Here is a 943-nt window from a genome sequence, read left to right as displayed (position 1 = left end):
AGCTGGCGCGGCATGCGCCCGGCCCTCGAACCGGACGCCCTCGATCCGGCGTGCCCGTACGTATCGCGCTCCCCGCCGGGACGCTCCACCGGCCAGATCCCAGAAGCCGTGTCCGGTCCCCTCAGGCCGGCACACGACCCGCTCGTGGTCGGTCACATAGCCCGTCAGGTCGGGCTCGATCAGCTCCGCGGACTCGGAACCGACCTCGCCAAGATGCGACCACCGGCCCCCGATGCCGCTAGCCACGGTACCCAGCAGCGCGCCCTGGTAGCCGCTCACGATCGCAGGGGCGGCGGCCCAGACCGCGGCCAGATCCACCGGCCACTCATGGCCGACGAGATCGACCACGGTGCGGGCCAGGAGCAGGTGGTGGTGCGGCCGCGCGACGTCACCCAGCACGCGCCCGTCGCGGGCCGCGACCAGGAGGTGCGTCACCGTGGCGAGAGGGATGGCGCCAGCCTCGAACGCACCGACGGACGTGCGCGAGGCCCGGAACCTCGTGTGGCGCCCGACCTTGAGCAGGGCAGCGCCTGAGAGGTAGTCGAGCGCTGCCGCCAGGCCGGTGTCGTGCGCGTGCTCCACCGCGTCGGCGAGATCGCGGTGACCACCCCGGAGTGCCTCCGTGTGAAGGATGCCGACCGTCCGTGGTGCTGCCAGATACAGCTCCACGCTGTCCGCGGGTACGTGATCCGGAGTGGTGAACTGTGATCGGGAGAGCGCGGCAGAGGTGTCGACCACGGCGCACCTCTCTTCCCCGTCACAGAGCATCGGTGAGCAAGGGTAGCGCAGGTTTCGGCCGGGAAATGGGCGCAGAACGGCTGATGGGCGGCCCGTAGAGGACCGCCCATCAGCCAAGAGAGTGTGTCGACCGAGCTACTAGGGCAGCGGAGCCGGGAGCCACGCCTCGGTAGGCGTTTCCTGCCGGCGGGCGCGCCGAGCCAGA

General features: G+C 71.2%; 1 protein-coding gene. It reads right to left on the bottom strand.

Features of this window, described 5'->3' with window-relative positions:
• On the bottom strand, positions 1–738 hold a 738-nt coding region (locus D8M34_RS18135; protein ID WP_148113099.1), incomplete at its 3' end, for a hypothetical protein.
• Positions 739–943 lie beyond the last annotated feature (205 nt).

The sequence above is a fragment of the Microbacterium sp. HSID17254 genome (genome assembly GCF_003989315.1).
GTDB lineage: Bacteria > Actinomycetota > Actinomycetes > Actinomycetales > Microbacteriaceae > Microbacterium.
This window is presented reverse-complemented; position numbering and strand designations above follow the sequence as displayed.